Consider the following 18,120-nt stretch of genomic DNA (forward strand, 5'->3'; position numbering starts at 1 on the left):
TTTTTGAGGCGAGAACGAAGCCTGGCAAGGGTGTGTCTCGGCACGCCGGGGCAGGGTGGGTGCAATATGGACTTTTTCAGCATCCTCTCATTCGACGGTCACGCTCTTGGCCAAATTGCGTGGTTGATCCACATCCGTCCCACGTAACACGGCCACATGATACGCCAATAACTGCAGGGCGACGACAAAGAGGATCGGCGTCAAGAGTTGCGGCACGTCGGGAATCGTGAAGACGGCGTCGGCCGCTTTCCCTAAGTCACGCTCTCCCTCGCTCACGAAGGCGATGACCGGGGCATTTCTGGCCTTGACCTCCATGAGATTGCTCACCGTTTTCTCATACAGGCGATCGCGCGGCGCCAGGACGACCACCGGCATATCTTTGTCAATCAACGCGATCGGCCCATGCTTCATTTCCCCGGCGGCGTACCCTTCAGCATGAATGTATGAAATTTCTTTCAGCTTCAGCGAGCCTTCGAGCGCAATGGGGTAATTGATGCCCCGGCCAAGAAAGAGGAAATTGCGTTTCGTATAGTACCGCTTCGCAATCGCGACAATTTCAGCTTCCCGTTTCAGAATGTGCTCAACGCGCGTCGGCAACGCCACCACCCGCTCGAGCCAGATGCGCCCGTCGTTCGCGTTCAGCGTGCCGCGAACTCGGCCTAAATGGAGCGCCAGCATATATAGAGCGGTCAATTGACCCGTAAAGGCCTTCGTCGACGCAACCCCGATCTCCGGACCGCAATGGGTGTAGATCACCCCGTCGGACTCTCGAGCGAGCGTGCTGCCGACCACATTCACGATGGACATCACGCGTGCACCCTTGAGCTTGGCTTCGCGGGCAGCGGCAAGCGTATCGGCCGTCTCTCCTGATTGCGAGATCGTGATGAAGAGGTCATCTTTTTGCACCAAGGGATCGCGATAGCGAAACTCCGAGGCGATGTCAACCTGCACCGGGGCTTTCACCATCTCCTCCAACAAATACTTCCCGACCAACCCGGCATGCCAGGACGTGCCACAGGCGACGATCCAGATATTTCTGGCCGCCACGAGCTGCTCAGCTGTGAGGCTCAAATCGGGCAGATCAGCTTCACCAGTTTCAAAGGAATACCGACCGCGAAGCGTATCGAGAATGGTTTGCGGCTGCTCGTGGATTTCTTTCAGCATGAAGTGCGGATACCCGCTTTTCTCGGCCGCTTCCGAATCCCAGGTAATAGCCGTAGCGGTTCGTGTGACCGGACGCCCCTGTGCATCCATCATGCGGATGTCGGTCGGTGTGACGACCGCCAGGTCGCCTTCCTCTAAATAGAGGACATCGCGGGTGTGCGCGAGCATCGCCATGACATCGGACGCAACGAGACTCGATTTGCCGCTGCGCCCGATCACCAGCGGACACCCCGAACGAGCGACGACCAGGCTCTCGGGCTCTCCTTCACAGACGGCCGCGATGGCGTAGCTGCCGCGGATGTCCTTCGTCGCCGCCAGCACCGCATCGGACAAACACTTGCCTTGCTTCATGTATTTGGCCACGAGATGAGCCACGACCTCAGTGTCCGTTTCCGATTCAAACCGGTAGCCTTCTTTTTGAAGCTGTTGCTTGAGCGGCAAGTAGTTTTCGATGATGCCGTTATGGACCAGCACGCAACCGCCGGAACGATGCGGATGCGCATTTTGTTCCGAGGGTTTGCCATGGGTCGCCCATCGTGTGTGGCCGATCCCGGTCGTTCCACTGAGCCCCTTTTTGCTCAGCGTCTTTTCCAGATTGACTAACTTGCCGACACTGCGGCGGACCTCGATTTTGCCGTTGTGATGGATCGCGATGCCGGAAGAATCGTATCCGCGATATTCCAAGCGCTTCAAGCCATCTAAGAGAATCGGAACCGCGTCTTGATCACCGACGTATCCGACAATCCCGCACATGGTGCTTATCCTTTCTTCGTTCTGCGATTGACAGAGACTCTAGACGAGCGGCGCAGCGACGGAGGCTTCCTCTTTTGTTTGACCTGAGGAGCGGTCCGACTCACATTCGGGGTTATCGCCTTTGTCGCCTGGTCTTCGCCAGGTTTCCCGTGCGGACCGTTGTCATTCAGCAGCCCTCGGCGTTTTGACGCCCAACCCACACGATTCGCCTGCGCCGTCCTCGAAATGGCCAGCGAATCAGGCGGCACGTCTTGGGTGATGGTCGTGCCGGCGGCAATGACTGATCCCCGCCCGACCTTCACCGGTGCCACAAGTTGCGTATCGCTCCCGATAAACACCTCATCTTCGATCACGGTTTCGAATTTATGATAGCCATCGTAATTACAGGTAATTGTCCCCGCACCGATGTTCACGTTCTTGCCGATACGGGCATCGCCCAGATAGCTGAGATGGTTCGCTTTTGCCCCTTCGCCAAGTTCCGCTTTCTTCATCTCGACGAAATTGCCAACTTTCGCCTTCCGGCGCACGATAGAACCGGGCCGCAAATGGGCGAAGGGACCAACGGTAACGCTGTCTTCCAGTTGTGAGTCCGTAATCACACAGGAATCTTGTATGACGACACCCTTTCCCACGGTGGTATTGGCAACACGGGTGTGAGAACGAATCACGCAATCTTCTCCGAGTGATGTACGGCCTTCGAGAGCCACATGGGGGTACAGCACCGTGTCCTGCCCGATGCGCACATCGGCATCGATCCACGTCGTCGTCGGATCGTGCAACGTCACGCCTTCCTGCATCCATCGGGCTCGGATCCGCTCTCGAACCACGCGTTCCGCCATCGCCAATTGCTGGCGCGAATTGACACCGAGCCCTTCGTCAGCGTCTGCCACCGCCATCGCGGACACGCCAAGGCCCCGATCGACGGCCAATTTCACCACGTCGGTGAGATAATACTCCTGCTGCGCATTCTTGGGCTCGAGTTGATCCAAGGCCTGGAACAGAAAGGCCCCATCCACGACATAAGTGCCTACATTGATTTCCCGCACCGACGACTCCGGGACCGTGGCATCGCGGTCCTCGACAATCTTCAGCACCTGACGCGGCTCTCCGAGGGTATGCGCCCGGATGACCCGTCCGTAGCCGGTGGGATCGTCCAGCATGGCCGTCAAGATGGTCACCGCCGCCTTTTCGTCCGCATGCACCTTAAGGAGTTGCTCAACCGTCGCTTCAGCTAGAAGGGGTGTATCACCATTCAGAATCAGGTACGTACCGGCCGCGCGACCGCGGGCGCGCAGAATGGCGCTTCGAGCTTGCATCACAGCATGACCGGTGCCGAGTTGTTGCGTTTGTTCAGCAATAAGGATTGAAGAGCTTTTCGACGCCGGATTCTTGACATGGGCCGTCATTCCTTTTTCGCGTCCTATCACAGGACGAGACCCGACTGAGCCAAGTTTGACGGCACTATACGTATCCAGTACGGCTTTGACTTGATCGGCTTGATGGCCAACGACGACCGCGACGCCTTCATCGGTTAGTCGCTCGGCCAATTCAACGGCGTAGAGCACCATGGGACGACCGGCCACCGGATGGAGGACCTTGCCCAGCTTGGATCGCATGCGCTTCCCCAAGCCCGCAGCCATAATAATGGCCCCTACATTGTTCACGTCGACATCCTCACAGCCATGAGGCCAAAGACCAACATGTCATACAGACGTTCACGTGATTGGCACCTCAACATCCGTGCGTACTTTCGGGCCAGCGCCCAATCGAGCACTTACCGTTTCTTGAGTTGGTGGTGGGGAATAGAGGCCGCCCGATACGATCAGCTTCATAGCTTCTTCCACACTGATGTCGACCGGCATCACTTCTTTTTCGGGAACGAGCAGAAAATAACCGGACGTGGGATTCGGCGAGGTAGGCACGTAGACGTTCAAGAGCGGATCGGGAGCAATGTCCTGGATCTCCCCACGAGTCACTCCAGTGACAAAAGCGAAACAATAATGTCCATTTTTAGGAAATTGAATCAGCACCACACGATTGAATCGGTCTTTCTCCTTAAAGGAAAGAATATCCGTCATGGATTTGAGGGTGGAATAAATGCCGCGAACGACCGGGACACGATTGAGCCACTCCTCCCACCATTTGACAATTTGACCGCCGATAAAATTAGCCGCCAGTAAGCCGGTGCTAAAAATCAACAGGACCAGTGCGGCGATGCCGATGCCGGGCACATTGTACTGAGGGGGAACAATACCGCTAACCGCGTCCCCCAGAATACTATCGACCGCCACAAAGAGAGTCTTGAGAATGAGGACGGTGCCCCAGATGGGGGTAATCACCAACAAACCGGTCAGAAAATAGCGTTTGAGGGAGGCTCTGAATGACGTAACGCCGGTGTCCACAACGGAAAATGATACAAGCTTTCCCCGTATGCCGCAAGCCGTTTCTTGAGATTCTCAATGGGTTGGAATAGGATGCACCTTGGCTCCTTTCCCATCATGCCAACACAAACGACTCAGACAAAAAGACGCCGCCAGGGAGTCTTCATTACACTGGAAGGCATTGAAGGGAGCGGAAAAACGACGCAACTGGCCAGGCTCGCGAAGTTTCTTCGAGAGAAGGGGTACCGGGTGGTGGAAACGAGAGAGCCGGGTGGGACGCCGGTAGCAGAACAAATCCGCGGCGTCATGCTCAATCTTCCGCCTCCGACTCCAACCAAGCACAACAGAGCTGGTCTCGCTGAACTCATTACGCCCGAATGCGAAGCGGCATTGGTCTTGGCTGCTAGAGCGCAACATGTCACTCATGTCATCAACCCTTCCCTCGAGGAAGGCGCGATTGTGGTATGCGACCGATTTTCAGACTCCACGCTCGCGTATCAAGGATATGCGCGCGGATTGGACCTTCGAACTTTGAAGACGCTTAATCGGTTTGCCACCAGAGGCGTGGCACCTGATTTGACTCTTTTATTCGACTTGCCCGTGCAATGTGGACTCGCCAGGCGGCGACAGCATCATTTAGACCAAAACCGGCTTGATCGTGAAACGCGACAGTTTCATAACCGCGTACGGAAAGGGTTTTTAGACCTCGCAGCGCACGAACCGCATCGAATAAAAGTGATCGATGCGGCAGAGGACCTCGATGGCATTACGGCGGTTCTTACGGCAACAGTTCAAACGTTTCTTGGAAGAATCGGAAAGGCTCACCGGCGGAACGTCATCAAGTGTAAGACTTGAAGCCGTTCCGACTTGACAACTTTATAGAATTAGCAGGCCATGTTTAACGAAATCGTCGGGCATGAAGGACCCAAGGCCGTTTTGCAGGCCGCCATGAAGCATGACCGCGTCGCGCATGCCTATCTGTTTCATGGCGAAGAGCGGATCGGCAAACGCTTCACAGCCATGCGATTCGCCCAAGCCCTCAATTGCGAAGAAGGCCAGGACATGGAGAGCCCGGATGCCTGTGGCTTCTGCCGGTCCTGCACGCAGATTGAAGCGCACACACACCCTGACTTTATTCTAATCGAACCGGACCGCGAGTTGGCCAATCCGCAGATCAAGATTGAGCAAATCCGCGGTCTCGAGCAACAGATCATCTATCGTCCGTTGATCGGACGCTTCAAGATCGTGCTCATCGATGAAGCCGACCGCATGACAATCGGCGCGGCCAACGCGCTGCTCAAAACACTCGAAGAACCACCGGGGCATAGCATCTTCGTATTGACGACCAGCCGGCCGTATGCGCTTCCTCCGACGATTCAAAGCCGCTGTCAGAACCTACGCTTTGTCCCTGCTGCGCAGACACAGGTCGAAGCCGCGCTCATCGTGAAGCGAAATATTCCCCCGGACGATGCCCGATTGGTCGCCATTGCGAGTCAATCCCGGGTGGGACTGGCCTTACATACTGATGTCAAGAGCTTACGCTCGACTCAGGACGAGTTTCACACCCTCCTGTCTTCCGCGTCGCTGCGCTCTATCACAGTCCTTCTCGGCGCCGCCGAATCGCTCGCAAAGAGCGACCGAGCCGGCGAAGCATTGGAATGGATTGCGCAGTGGCTGCGCGATCTTATGCTCGTCACCATCGGGGCACAGTCCGACCTTCTGTTGAATTCGGAGCGCCGAGTGGAACTCAACGAGATCGCCCGCTCGGTACGGCTGGATGCTCTGTTGGACCTTCTGGCTGAAGTCGAGCGCATACAGCGCGCCTCGACACGGAACATCAATCTTCAGCTGGCACTCGAAACGCTGTTCCTGCAATTACGAGACGCCGTGCATCCGTCCGCAGCGCCGGCTGCGACGCACTAACCTAGATTTCCACCCGCGCCGCCTGTTATTTTACGTCCCATATGAACAATACGTTTTATATCACGACTCCGATTTACTACGTGAACGATGTCCCGCACATCGGCCACGCCTACACCACCGTCGCGGCGGATGTCCTAGCGCGGCATTATGGCCAGTGGGGCTACGATGTATTCTTTCTCACAGGTGTCGATGAGCATGGCCAGAAAGTACAGCAAGCGGCGGCAAAAGCCGGCATTGATCCGAAACTGTACTGCGACGGCATGGTGCCCCGGTTCCAGGAACTTTGGAAAAGACTCAACATCTCAAACGATGCCTTCATTCGGACGACGGATGCCGGGCATAAAGCTATCGTTCAGCAGTATCTTGAACAGCTTTACAACACAACGGATGATAAGAACGAAAGGCTGATCTACTCGGCCGACTACACAGGATGGTACTGCACCTTCGACGAGCGGTTTTGGACGGAAAAAGATGTCACTGAAGGACTGTGCCCAGACTGCAAGCGACCGGTCGAGAAGCTCAGCGAAAAGAATTACTTCTTCAAAATGAGTCTCTACCAGCAAAACCTGCAGAGGCACATCTTAAATCATCATAATCCGCCGGACCCTTACATTGGCCCTGAGTCGCGATGTAACGAGGTTATTGGGTTCCTTAAAAAGCCGCTTGAGGATTTATCCATTTCCCGTCCTAAAAGCAGGTTGTCTTGGGGCATTGAGCTCCCCTTTGACCCTAATTATGTGACCTATGTATGGTTCGATGCACTCGTCAATTACATCTCGGCATTAACGTACTTGACGCCGCAGAGCAAACACGACCCGAAGGCTTCGCTTCAACACTACTGGAGGCCACAGCCTTCGGGCACTGATATTCACAAAGTTGTGCATCTAGTAGGCAAGGATATTCTGACGACTCACGCGGTGTACTGGTCCACGATGCTCATGGCTCTGAATTTACCGCTCCCTACAACCATCTACGCACATGGGTGGTGGACCGTCAATGGAGAGAAAATGTCCAAGAGCCGTGGGAATGTCGTCGATCCCAACAGCATCGTCGACGAGTTTGGGGTAGATGCCTTCAGATACTTCCTATTGCGGGAAGTGCCGTTCGGTCAGGACGGTGATTTCTCTAAAAGCGCCCTTATTGGGCGCATCAATAGTGAACTGGCTGATGGTTTGGGAAATCTGTTGAGTCGTACGTTAACGATGATTGAACGCTTTTGTGGAGGCCGAATTCCCGAAGCAAGGGCCGACGTCACCACATTGGGTGAGGCAGAATTCCTCCAGGCTACTGGAAAGCTAAACGCAACTGCTAAGGATCATATCGAGCAATTACGGTTCAATCGAGCACTGGAGGCTATATGGGAGATTCTCCTCCAGCACTGCGATCAATATATTGAGAAGAACGCTCCATGGAAGCTCGCAAAGAAGCCAGAGGACAAGCCCAAGCTAGAAAAAGTACTGTTTAATGTTGCATGTTCAATAGCCTTCTCAATTCGATTCCTTTACCCGTTTATGCCAAACACGGCTCTTAAAATAGCTCGACAACTTGGGCTGGAACCACAAGTTGTAGGTAGGAGACTTGTTCTCAACGAGCTTACTCCTGGCACTGAAATCGCCAAAGGCAATCCTCTCTTTCCCAGGATTGAAACGCCTGTTGGCGCTATAGGAACTGGAGGAGCAGTCGAGCCGAAACTAAAAAAAGGAGACACTCGCGTGACCGATCAGCCCGTACCAGCACCATCATCAGCTTCGGCATCCCCTACTGCGACACCGGTGCCGGCAGCACAACAATCGGGTCCGACGCCCACGCCTGCTCCAACAATCACCATAGACGATTTCGTGAAGGTTCAGTTGAAGACGGCGGTCGTGCTGAGCGCTGAACGTGTTCCGAATTCCGAGAAGCTCATCAAACTGCAAGTCGATCTTGGCACCGAAAAACGGCAGATTGTGGCGGGGATTGGAAAGAAATACGAGCCGGACGTGCTGCTTGGAAAGCGAATCGTGATCGTCGCGAACTTGCAACCACGAAAGCTGATGGGCCTTGAGTCGCAAGGCATGGTGCTCGCCGCCGGCGATGCCAACGTCGAAGGGCTGATCACAGTATTGGAAGAAGTCGCTCCTGGCGTCAAGGTAAAGTAGTTGCTCCAAGCGAGACGGATCATAAGGCTGCTGCTGATTGCATTTCCGCCTCTGCTCACAGGCATCGTATGGGCGGCCGCCCCCGCTAAGCATACGACGCAGCCCGGCGGACCCATCGATACCGAAATCGTCATCCACGTCGTCGCACATGGAGCCATGGTATTAGGGGATGCAGTCGGTGGCGCACGGATCACGATCACCGATGTGTCGACCGGTCGCCTGCTGGCCACCGGCATTCAAACCGGCGAAGCGGGAGATCAAAATCAAATCATGCGCACACCGCGGCTGATGGAAGAGCCGCAATACTCGACGCGTCCGTCCGGCGCCTTCCGAACGACCTTGCCGCTCGATCGACCCACGGTGGTGGAGATCGCCGCGCAAGGCCCATTGGCCCATCCGGCTGCCATGCGTCGTGCAAGCACAACCGTGCTGCTTCTCCCCGGCCACGATCTGAAGAGCGATGGGATTGTGCTCTCGCTCTACGGCTACATCGTTCAAATTGAAAGCCCGCCGCCCGGCCAACCGCTGATGGCAAAAGATGACGTGAGGCTGAAGGCGTCGGTGCGGACGCTGTCCGGATCGCTTGTCCGCCCCCACGGCGACTGGGATTCGCGCAAGCTCGAGATTTATGGGGAGGTGCTGATCGGTGATCGAGTGATCGACCGGCTTCAGCTGTTCTATGCAGGCTCACACAGCCTTTTCGAAGCTCCCTTTTTCGTCCCGCTCCCCGCAGACGCTCCGAACGGGGTGACGCTTCGAGTAGTCGCGGCCGATGGCTCCGGGGGAAATTTTGGAATCGGCGAGGCCCATTACCCGGTCCAGCCTGAACTTCTGAAGCCAAAAAAGAATTAATCGCTCTTCCATCACACCGATTCCACAACTTTCCCGTCTCGGGTAGAATAGACTATCGTTCTCCCTTTGGTGGCAACTAGGCCTCTGTAAATTATGGATAAAAAGCAACGACAGTTTTCGATCTGGTATGTGTTCATCGCTATCTGGGCCATGATGCTGTTCCAGCTTTTTGTCACTCCCTATTTTAATCCGACAGAAATTCCGTACAGCGAATTCAAAGAGGCCGTCGCATCGGACAAAGTGGAAGAGGTCGCCATCTCTCCGATGGTCATTCATGGAAAGATGAAGCCAGACAAGAGTTCATCGCCTGACACAACTCCCGAGAAGTCGTCAGCGACCGAGACTTCAAGCCAGGCTGAGGGCCGCGCCTTTAATACCGTTCGCGTGGAAGACGCCGATCTGATCCGGGACCTGGAGGCGCACCGCGTCAAAGTCACAGGCGTCATCGAAAGCACATTCTTCCGTGACCTTCTGTCGTGGATCATCCCTATCGCCCTCTTTTTCGGCGTCTGGTTGTTTTTGCTCCGCCGGATGGGACAGGGCCAGGGCGGGTTCATGACGGTCGGTCGAAGCAAGGCGAAGATTTACATGGAAAAGGAAGTCAAGGTGACGTTCGCCGACGTCGCCGGCGTGGATGAGGCCAAGGAGGAACTGCGGGAGGTCATCGAATTTTTAAAGACCCCCGAAAAGTTCCGCCGTTTAGGCGGCAGAATCCCCAAGGGCATTCTTTTAGTGGGACCGCCAGGGACCGGGAAAACGTTGCTGGCTCGCGCGGTGGCCGGTGAGGCGGGAGTGCCCTTTTTCTCTATCAGTGGCTCGGAGTTCGTGGAGATGTTTGTCGGCGTCGGGGCGGCGCGAGTGCGTGATTTGTTCGAGCAGGCCAAAGAAAAAGCCCCATGCATTATCTTTATCGACGAATTAGATGCACTCGGCAAAGCCAGGGGCATGGGACCCATGGCGCATGAGGAACGCGAGCAGACGCTCAATCAGCTTTTGGTTGAAATGGATGGCTTCGATCCGCGCGTCGGCGTCATGCTCATGGCCGCGACGAACCGGCCGGAAATTCTGGACCCGGCCCTTCTTCGCGCAGGTCGATTCGATCGACATGTCCTCGTCGACCGTCCCGATAAGTCCGGTCGTCTGGCCATTCTCAAAGTCCACGCGCGAAATGTGCCGTTAGCCAACGAACAGGACCTGGAGATTATCGCCGCCATGACGCCGGGATTCGTCGGCGCAGATCTCGCCAACCTGATCAATGAGGCAGCCCTGTTGGCCGTACGGCGGGGAAAAGAAAAAGTGGAACTGGCCGAACTCCAGGAAGCGGTGGAACGCGTGATCGCCGGCTTGGAAAAAAAGAACCGCATACTGAACCCGGCGGAAAAGGAACGTGTCGCGCATCACGAGATCGGCCATGCCTTAGTCGCCTTATCTATTCCAGGCTCGGATGCCGTGCATAAGATTTCCATCATTCCCCGTGGCATTGCCGCCCTGGGCTATACGATGCAGTTGCCGACGGAAGATCGTTTCCTCATGACGCAGACGGAATTAAAAAACAAGATTGCCGTGCTGCTGGGGGGACGGGTGGCCGAAGAGACGGTGTACCAGGAGATTTCAACGGGCGCGCAAGACGATCTTCTGAAGGCCACGGACATCGCGAAAAGCATGATCAAAGCATACGGCATGAGTCAGAAGCTGGGGCAGGTGAGCTTCGAACGAGAACGCCGACCGCTGTTTCTCCAAGCGGCACAACCCGAGACGACCGGCGATTATAGCGAAGAGACGGCCCGCGAGATCGATTGTGAAGTGCGCAGGCTGATCGACGAACAATACGACCGCGTGAGAATCATTCTAGGCTCCCAAGTAAAGATCTTGCGGCAAGCTGCGTACGTCCTTCTCACGAAAGAAACCATGACCGGTGAAGACCTGAAGGACATCGTCGCGGAACTGGCCGACAAGCCTGTCGCGCCGACAGGTACCGAGCATTGAACCGTGGCGTCCTGTTTGATTTCGATGGCACGCTCATCGACACCTGGCGTCTCTACCTGGAGTCGTTCCGACGATCGCTGGAACCTCACTTTCAGCGCCGGCTCACCGATCCTGAAATTCTTGAGTACCAACCCATCGCCGAGCGGCGCCTCTTGCGTGACATCGTCGAGCATAGACATTTCATGGATTACTTCACATCATTTCTGTCCCATTACCGATCCCTCCACGAGACACATTGCGACGGACTGTACCGCGGGGCATCCGACCTGTTGAATGGCCTGAGAACGGAAGGGTACAAGATAGGTATCGTAACAGGCAAAAGCCGGGACGCCTGGGATGTGACGTGCCTTCATTCGAAACTCGAGCCATTCGATGTCGTGATCACGGATGATGATGTGATTCACCCGAAGCCCCATCCCGAAGGACTCATCGCGGCCTTGCATGCGATGGACGTTGAGCCTTCTCACGCGATTTACATTGGGGACTCCCTGCTGGATTGCCGAGCCGCCCACGCCGCCAAGATCCGGTTTGGGGCTGCGCTGTGGTCCAAGTCGGCAGAGGAAGTGAATACGTTTCGGAAGGCCGTCGGCGCCCTGGGAGACGCCTACTATTTCTCCGACCCGTCTGCCGTCCTAGAGGGCTTAAAACGCTGGGATGAGCGGGGGTGAGCCCCTTAATCGCGGCTCTGTTTGTCGTCTGTTGAGGAGACCTGCCGTGAACGCCTTCATTCGAACTACGGCCATCGTCACTCTGTTCATCACCGCCTGGACCATGGCTCCATTGCTCAATGAGCCATGGCCGCATGTTTACGCACAGCCACACGAAGGATCGCCTCATCACCGACGTCCAGCCGATATCCAGCAATATCTAGAACACCTCGACCGTGCAGAACGGGACACAGATCAACAGCCTGAAAAGGTGGTGGAGGCACTCAATCTCAAGCCCGGCCTGTCCGTGGCCGACATCGGAGCCGGCTCCGGATATTTTACGCGCCGATTCATCCAGGTTCTGACTGAGAAGGGGAAAGTCTATGCCATCGATATCGAGCCCGAGATGCTGCAGTACACGAAAGACAGCATCGCGCGCATGCCGATGCCTTCCACGGTGGAGTTCATCCTCGCTCAACCGGACAATCCCCAATTGCCGCCACAGTCGGTTGATCTGATCTTTCTCTGCAATGTCTATCATCATCTCGACCATCGCTCCGCCTATTTCTCGAATGTACGATCGGCGCTCAAGCCGGGAGGGCGGATCGCCATCGTGGATTTTTACCATGATGACCGTTCCGGGAACGTTGGGTTTCCGCGCAAGCATCTTGTCTCTCATGAGACCGTCGTAAAAGAAATGGCCGATGCCGGATTTCGATTGACGCGTAAGCATGAGTTCTTGCCCAGGCAATATTTTCTTGAATTTTCCCCGGCGCCGTAGCGCGGCCTACGATACCCGTATTGTTGCCTCTCTCTGATGATCGTGAGACACTAAGTCGTCATGGCGCATTCGCATCCAACCGTTTATCACCGGCTGCAGCACCGACTGTACCTGGCGCTGGGGTTGAACGCCGTCGTTATTGCGGCTGAATTTGCTGCGGGACTCTGGGTCAACAGCACGGGGTTGATGAGCGACGCAGGCCACAACCTGATCGACCAGGGCTCCTTATTCCTTGCCCTCTACGCCCATATATTGTGTGCACGACCTGCGACGGAAGCCCGCACGTTCGGCTATCATCGGGCTGGCATCGTCACGGCGTTCATCAACTCGATGGTCTTGTTGCTGACCGCTGTGGTCATTGCCATTTTAGCCGTCAAGCGGATTCTCGAACCGGTGCCGGTCGCGGGGGGCTGGGTTATGGTCGTGGCCCTGCTCAGTTTTGTGGCGAATATGAGTATCGCCCTGCTGCTTCAGCGCGACGCTGAAGGCGACCTCAACATCCGCGGTGCGTTTCTCCACATGTTGGCCGATGCGTGGGTTTCGCTGGGGGTTGTGGCAAGCGGGGCGGTGATTCTATTGACCGGCTGGTCCATTTTCGATCCGTTGATCAGCATCCTGGTCGTCGGTGTCATCATCAAGGGTGCATGGCCACTGCTGAAAGAATCGATGGAAGTGCTCCTGGAATCAACGCCGCCGGGCATCAAAACAGCGCATGTGGTGGAGGCCATCGAAAAAATTCACGGCGTCAAGAATGTGCACGATCTACACATTTGGGCCGTAGAACCGCGGCTCGTGATGTTGACGTGCCATGTGATGGTCGAGGGAGATGATTCGAACCTAACGGATGAGCTGTTGACGACGATTCGACTTCGAGTGGCATCCGAATTCGGTATCAAGCATCTGACGATCCAAATGGAAACCCAGTGCGGCCACGGGGAGGCCGTGCACTGCGATCTCAGCCAATTGACCTCTGCACATCCTTCCCATTGACCTGACCGCGCGGCTCAGAGCCCGGCTTAAAGACCGACCATCGGAGAAGCGAGAATCCGGCCACAGCTCCGAGCGCACCACCTAAAGCCCAGGCACCCACCACATCGCTGACGTAATGCGCGCCAACATACACGCGTGAAAACCCAATGAGCGCGACGAGCGGCCATGTCACCCACCCGCTGGCAGGATACAGCACCTGTGCAAACGCCGCCGCTGCGGCAGTGTTCATAGCATGATTCGAGGGGAAGCTGAATGTCCCGCCACAACCCGCCAGTTGATGAACCCCCTCTAACGCTCGGCATGGCCTTGGACGTGCGACCAGGTGTTTAAGCTGCGCGCCGATAAAATCATTGATCAGAATAACAGCGGCCAGTGTCAGACTTCCGACAATCGCCTGTCGCTTATCAGTCCACGCCCAGTAGGCAAACACGAGCACACCAGGGAAGAGGAGATTGGATGGCTGGGCCAGGGCCAACATAAACCAGTCGGCGATCGTAGATTGGCCGGCCAGTCCATTGATCGCCTGAAACAGCGCTTCGTCCATTGCAGCCTACTCCTCGTGCAGATGCTGAAACAGCTTGACTATCAGGGGCCACCTCAAACCTGACCAAAATACTCCGAGCAACGCCTCAGGGGAGAAAAAACTGCAGGCGTACCACATCTCACGCGCCCACCCATCCACGGGACCGGCCAACACCGGCCTTTTCCCATCTGCACATTGAGTTTTTTCCCACGCGAGAACGAAAGTCCCGGGAAGAGTGCGTCCGGACCTGGTCGAGGTGTAGAGATAGGACCTGTTGCAGCATCCGCTATTGGCTACGGAAATGGATACGAACCGTCAGCTCTCCGTCGATCGGCTCATCCCCGCGCATTTGTGGATTGAATTTCCATTGATTCAGTGCCGCCAAGCCGGCCACGGTCAGCTCTCTGTGCTTGCTAGGCTCTAACACCACCACCGTAATCTTGGAGTCCTTGCTGACAAGGAACCGCGCTTTCATCCAGTCATCTAAAGCGTGCCCATCCAACGAAGCCGGAATTTTCGGCCAGGGCGTGTACGTGGGCACAGGCCCACGTTGTTGATCCTTATTAAGAGGCAGTCCATGTACATGGACCTCCGGAATGTCGATCGCATCCTCTTCGTGGTCGGATTCATGAGTCGCGCGATCACCTTCAACGGCCTCTAATGGCGCCCACCATAACCAAAGTCCCGCCGTTATCGCAGCAATCGCAAAAGTCTTCATCACCATCCCTTCATGTTAGTGTTCTCAGCTATCAGCTCGCAGTTTTCAGCACTCAGAATAATCCTTCTCGAGGCTGATGCCTGATTGCTGGCAGCTTGACTGTCAGAAGACCCACTGCCCTCGCACAAAGAATGACCGCGGCATGCCGGCGTGGGCTACACCTAAGCCAATGTTGCCCTCACCTTGATTGATGAAATACTTTTCGTCAAGCAGATTGATCACATCGAACCCAATCAAAAACTTTTGATTATTCGGCAACGGAAAGACGTGGGTGATAGAAAGATTGTACGTCGTGTAGGAATCGGAATGCGATGAGTTTGTTTTGCCGCCCTCTGCGGCCGACCTGAGACCGTACCCGTAGAGCATTTGACCCGTAAGCGTCGTTCGTTCCCACAGCCGATAGCTCATAATGGCTGAGCTCGTCATAAACTGAGAATGATCGCAAAAGACGCCGCCTGGTGAATTGATATCGTCAATCTCTTTCTGTTCAAGAAGGAAGTGGCCGGACTGCAACCCATACCCTTTGCATTGTCCCCACGCGACATTGCCTCGCCCGGCCAGGCGATCGTTGAACTGTACTTTCAATGCCCCATCGATTCCGCGCTGCCAACCCCGCTCAAAAGCAAAGTAATTGAGCAACGGTGTCGTCCCGAATTGACCTGCGTCCTGCATGAAATGGTTCAGCTTGTAATAGGCCGCCACTTCCAACCAGATTCTTTGGGTGAGGGCATGATAACTGCCCACTTCGAAATAGTGCGCCCGCTCGGCCCTCACTTTATTGTTCGTCAAATTTTCCGGCTCAGCCGTCGTGCCGATGGTGTTCAACTTGGCAAATGAAATGGCTTCGAGATTCGGAGGCGTGAACATCCTTCCATAGAACGCGTGAAAGACGTTGTCCCTATTGGCTCGATAGGTCGCCCCGATTCTCGGGCTGGCCTGCCCCTCTGAGACGAGATACTGCACCTGATCGTAACGCAACCCCAGATTGAGAGTGACTTTGTCGGTCAACGTCCAGGCATCTTGGACCCAAAACTCCTGCCGCCAGCCGATGAGGCGATTATCGGCATCGCGATTCATGACGGATCCAACCGGATCGCCCGTGACCGGATCCCGATCGAAGACGAACAATCGCGTCTTATTAGTGGCCTGAGTGCGGTCAATTTGAAAACCCGTTTTGATGATGTGCCGGCTATTCGGGGTATAGGTGTAGTCTAGGCGTAGTCCCCCTGAATAGGCGGATCGGTCCTGATCGGCCGCGGAAAACGGCTCATCAATATCCCCGGTATACGCCAAGACGTTCAATGGGTCGGTTTTGAATATGGCTCTCGTATGGCGAAAATAGGCGGCGAGGCTAAAAAAGCTTTTCGCATTGACATCGTGCCGCCACACCATATGGCCATACTGATTATTTTCTTTCTGAAATTCATCGATACCTTGAGACGCAACAGGGCTGAATGTGGGATTTTGCGTTCGGATGAGCGAGAAGACGTCAGGATTCACCTCCAATCCCGGTGTCGTGGGAATCTGGTATTTGGCCACCGAGTTTAAGAACAGCCAGGTAAAATTATTCCGATTATCGTGCTGATAATCTCCGCGTAGATAGGTTTGATTCCGTTCGCTCTGCCCATGGAAGATCGAGTGTCCGAGGGTGGGCGGCTCAATGCCCCGATTCGTCGAGGTATAGCTGTTGAGCACGTAGTACCGGAACTTTTCGCCGATGGTGCCGCCGTATTCGAAGGACGGATTCAGCGTCTGGTTCGACCCGCCGAACATCTGTGCCGAGCCGAAACCTGGTTTGGTGCCGCTCTTGCTCGTAATGTCGATGATGGCCGCGGTGCGATTTCCGTATTGTGCCTCGGGTCCGCCTAGGATAATGTCGGCCCGTTCCCATGCGCGTGGGGTGATCACATCCGAAAACGTCGAGGTGACGGTATCGGGAATCGGCACCCCGTCGATGCGCAATTGAAGATTCGCATGGTCCTGCCGAATATGAACCTGCTTCAGCGCGCTTTGCGCCGCGCTGGGAATTGTATAAAGGAGATCATTGAGGTCGATATTATTGCCGCGCGGCAGGACTTCGATTTCTTTCCGGCTCAAGGAGTACGTTTCGCTCGAGGCCCTGTACTGTAGCGGCGGTAGCGGCGAGACAACTTCGATCGCGAGTTCAGTCGCCGGAGCCAACGTGAGCGACACCGGTACGGACGGTGGAGCATCACCCTTGACGATTAGATACTCGCTCCGAAGGTTTCCCTGCGCCGCGCTGAGTGAATAGGTGCCTTCCGAAGGGAGCGTGATCGAAAACTCCCCCGCATCATTGCTCACCGTATCCGACACGACTGCACCTTCTTGATCTCGGACCTGGACGGTGGCTTGGCCGACTCTTCTGAGATCGTGATACTGCACGATGCCGGCAACGACATGTGAACCATCGACTGATTCCACATCCCGATCCTCGGCCCAGGACGTTCCTCCAATACACAGTCCACACACCAATAATCTACTGGTGATAAGACACATTCTCTGCGTACGTACGCGGCTCATGACTCCTCCAATTTCTTTCGTAATGGCGCACGGATATGGTGGTCCGTGCGTCACCGCTGACTGTAGATGGGCTTAGAACGCGGCGATTAAGAAATCGGAGGAGCGCGTGAAGGACCAACGCGGATCAGGCGAACGGAAAGCAAGGGAGCCGGAATGCGACCCTGATAGGGAGCGAAGGCCACGAATGCGTGGACCGGCGGCGCGACGGAGAGGACGGACGTGCCTGTATGATGCTGAACCCACTGGCAGAGATCGAACTCTGAATGTTGATGGCCGTCAGAATCGGCCGCTGCGAATGCATGGTGGATTTCCAGTGCCGACACAAACGGCAGAAGGGACAAAAGGATGAGGACAACACCAAGGGCCACCCCTCGTCCGAAACGCTGGACCATGCCTCTGTGCACGTGGACGCTGCTCATAACGGGGTGGGTACGTACCATAGGCTTTCAGGGCTTGTCAATTTAGCGAGTCCTTCTCAAAGTGACGAGATTAGATCACGCTTGATTGTGCAGCGGCTGCGCCGTCGCGAGGAATGCCAAGTTGGCATCGGACGAAACGGCTCGCGGGCATTCAATGATCCTTTTGCCAAGGCTGCGGCTACGGAACCAGTTGAAGGCCTGCCCCCGCGTTCATTGTCCTCAATCCACGCAACGATCGGTTCCAGCCAAGCTACCCGGTCAAAAGTTTCGGAGTCTCCATGGTATCATTGTGATCATCATGGGT

General features: G+C 55.6%; 15 protein-coding genes. 8 read left to right on the top strand and 7 right to left on the bottom strand.

The genetic code is table 11. The features are described from left to right. Positions 1-87: 87 nt before the first annotated feature. From glmS to ACWHYZ_RS19250, 3 genes are read right to left on the bottom strand one after another with little or no spacing between them, the layout of a single operon-like run. On the bottom strand, positions 88-1,917 hold the full coding sequence (gene glmS, locus ACWHYZ_RS19240; RefSeq protein ID WP_447984279.1) for a glutamine--fructose-6-phosphate transaminase (isomerizing): 1,830 nt from the start codon (positions 1,915-1,917) through the stop codon (positions 88-90). Positions 1,918-1,922: 5 nt separating this feature from the next. Further along, the gene (glmU, locus tag ACWHYZ_RS19245; RefSeq protein WP_447984280.1) at positions 1,923-3,581 is read right to left on the bottom strand and encodes a bifunctional UDP-N-acetylglucosamine diphosphorylase/glucosamine-1-phosphate N-acetyltransferase GlmU; all 1,659 of its coding nucleotides are present in this window, start codon (positions 3,579-3,581) and stop codon (positions 1,923-1,925) included. Positions 3,582-3,632: 51 nt separating this feature from the next. Continuing rightward, entirely contained in the window at positions 3,633-4,319 is a 687-nt protein-coding gene (locus ACWHYZ_RS19250; RefSeq protein WP_447984281.1) for a DUF502 domain-containing protein, read from the bottom strand. Between the two features lie 96 nt (positions 4,320-4,415). Between ACWHYZ_RS19250 and tmk the strand changes: the two genes are divergently transcribed. The 8 genes from tmk to ACWHYZ_RS19290 all read left to right on the top strand — a co-directional run bounded on the left by tmk (position 4,416) and on the right by ACWHYZ_RS19290 (position 13,615). After that, on the top strand, positions 4,416-5,153 hold the full coding sequence (gene tmk, locus ACWHYZ_RS19255; RefSeq protein WP_447987616.1) for a dTMP kinase: 738 nt from the start codon (positions 4,416-4,418) through the stop codon (positions 5,151-5,153). Positions 5,154-5,192: 39 nt separating this feature from the next. Continuing rightward, positions 5,193-6,221, top strand: coding sequence for a DNA polymerase III subunit delta' (gene holB / locus ACWHYZ_RS19260; protein ID WP_447984282.1), 1,029 nt, complete (start codon positions 5,193-5,195; stop codon positions 6,219-6,221). A gap of 41 nt (positions 6,222-6,262) precedes the next feature. After that, on the top strand, positions 6,263-8,359 hold the full coding sequence (metG, locus tag ACWHYZ_RS19265) for a methionine--tRNA ligase (RefSeq protein WP_447984283.1): 2,097 nt from the start codon (positions 6,263-6,265) through the stop codon (positions 8,357-8,359). Further along, positions 8,360-9,211 (top strand): hypothetical protein, encoded by an 852-nt coding sequence (locus ACWHYZ_RS19270; protein WP_447984284.1) that lies wholly within the window; start codon positions 8,360-8,362, stop codon positions 9,209-9,211. A 93-nt stretch (positions 9,212-9,304) separates the two neighbouring features. After that, the gene (gene ftsH, locus ACWHYZ_RS19275; protein WP_447984285.1) at positions 9,305-11,197 is read left to right on the top strand and encodes an ATP-dependent zinc metalloprotease FtsH; all 1,893 of its coding nucleotides are present in this window, start codon (positions 9,305-9,307) and stop codon (positions 11,195-11,197) included. Then, positions 11,194-11,865 (top strand): HAD family hydrolase, encoded by a 672-nt coding sequence (locus ACWHYZ_RS19280; protein WP_447984286.1) that lies wholly within the window; start codon positions 11,194-11,196, stop codon positions 11,863-11,865. Before ftsH ends, ACWHYZ_RS19280 begins: the two co-directional genes overlap by 4 nt. A 46-nt stretch (positions 11,866-11,911) precedes the next feature. Beyond that, positions 11,912-12,625 (top strand): class I SAM-dependent methyltransferase, encoded by a 714-nt coding sequence (locus ACWHYZ_RS19285; protein ID WP_447984287.1) that lies wholly within the window; start codon positions 11,912-11,914, stop codon positions 12,623-12,625. 60 nt (positions 12,626-12,685) lie between these two features. After that, positions 12,686-13,615 (top strand): cation diffusion facilitator family transporter, encoded by a 930-nt coding sequence (locus ACWHYZ_RS19290; protein ID WP_447984288.1) that lies wholly within the window; start codon positions 12,686-12,688, stop codon positions 13,613-13,615. Here ACWHYZ_RS19290 and ACWHYZ_RS19295 read toward each other — a convergent pair. The 4 genes from ACWHYZ_RS19295 to ACWHYZ_RS19310 all read right to left on the bottom strand — a co-directional run bounded on the left by ACWHYZ_RS19295 (position 13,581) and on the right by ACWHYZ_RS19310 (position 17,801). After that, positions 13,581-14,159 (bottom strand): phosphatase PAP2 family protein, encoded by a 579-nt coding sequence (locus tag ACWHYZ_RS19295; protein ID WP_447984289.1) that lies wholly within the window; start codon positions 14,157-14,159, stop codon positions 13,581-13,583. The genes ACWHYZ_RS19290 and ACWHYZ_RS19295 overlap by 35 nt on opposite strands. Before the next feature lie 265 nt (positions 14,160-14,424). Then, a complete protein-coding gene (locus ACWHYZ_RS19300) occupies positions 14,425-14,856 on the bottom strand; it encodes an energy transducer TonB (RefSeq protein WP_447984290.1) in 432 nt (143 codons plus the stop codon). A gap of 102 nt (positions 14,857-14,958) precedes the next feature. Beyond that, positions 14,959-17,397 (bottom strand): TonB-dependent receptor, encoded by a 2,439-nt coding sequence (locus ACWHYZ_RS19305; protein WP_447984291.1) that lies wholly within the window; start codon positions 17,395-17,397, stop codon positions 14,959-14,961. Between the two features lie 86 nt (positions 17,398-17,483). Then, positions 17,484-17,801, bottom strand: a complete 318-nt coding sequence (locus ACWHYZ_RS19310) for a hypothetical protein (protein ID WP_447984292.1) — start codon at positions 17,799-17,801, stop codon at positions 17,484-17,486. Positions 17,802-18,120 lie beyond the last annotated feature (319 nt).

Source organism: Nitrospira sp. Nam74 (assembly GCF_965152615.1).